Consider the following 961-nt stretch of genomic DNA (forward strand, 5'->3'; position numbering starts at 1 on the left):
TTCTTTCGGATGCGGATGGCCCGTTTGATGCCCTTGCGCCTCAGGAAGCGGAACCACTCCCCACCAATGAACTCCCGGTCAGCGACCAGGCCCTTCCAGCGGGCCGCTGGAAGGGCCTTCAGGAGTCGTGAGACCAATTGGATGCGCCGGACCGTGCCGCTGTTCCCGTCGTGGTCCAAAGCGCTCCAGACGAGCGGCACCGTGTACCCGTGCAACACGACACCGAGGACCAAGAGGTTCAGGGGCGACTCGCCACGCTCCCAGGTCGTCCGGTCCATGCTGAGCAGAAGTTTCCCAGGGGGCAGCAGGGCCAGCAGGAAGGCCAGGAACACCGGTTCGGTCAGCTGGGGATCCCGACACCCTCGTTCCACCCGGCGTTTCTTCGCGTCGAGGGAGCTTGCCCCAGGCAGGTGGGCGCACAGGTCACTCTGGTTCACGCTCCTCGCGGTCACCATCGCGAAGATCACGTCCACGACGCGCTGCAGCGTGTCGTGGCGCAGGAAGGGCACGCAGGCTTTGAAATGGCGGGTGAGTTCAGTACGCTGGAGATCGGCGGGTTCTGGGATGGTCACACACCTCTGTACCGGACATCTTGCCCTCAGACCGCGCCTGGCGCGTGAAATGGCGTGCTCAGCAGCCTGATCAGTTCGGGTAACTCGGGCAGGTTCCACCGCAGGGCATGACCCAGCCGCTCCGCGCCGTATCGCACGAGGCTCATGGCCGATCGGCCATGAGCCTTCACCTTGATCGGAACCTGTGTCTGGAGCCACACCCCGACTCGCAGGCAGCTGATCCAAGCCAGGATGACCAGCCCGAACAGGCGTTCCAGTCGGGCCGGCCGGGTGATGCCCGTACGTTCCAGATCAAACCCGCGGACCTTGAGGCTTGCGAACGTGCACTCGACCGACCAGCGAGCCCGGTACAGGACACAGGTGTCCCAGACGCTGAAATCCGTCGCGAT

General features: G+C 64.5%; 2 protein-coding genes. Both read right to left on the minus strand.

Annotated features, from left to right (window positions below):
- Positions 1-455, minus strand: a 455-nt coding sequence (locus IEY69_RS21605; RefSeq protein WP_373291102.1) for a transposase, incomplete at its 3' end; no start/stop codon positions are given.
- A 143-nt stretch (positions 456-598) separates the two neighbouring features.
- On the minus strand, positions 599-961 hold a 363-nt coding region (locus IEY69_RS21610), incomplete at its 5' end, for a transposase (protein WP_189075128.1).

Origin of the sequence: Deinococcus sedimenti (assembly GCF_014648135.1) — a bacterium.
In the GTDB taxonomy this organism is placed as follows: domain Bacteria; phylum Deinococcota; class Deinococci; order Deinococcales; family Deinococcaceae; genus Deinococcus; species Deinococcus sedimenti.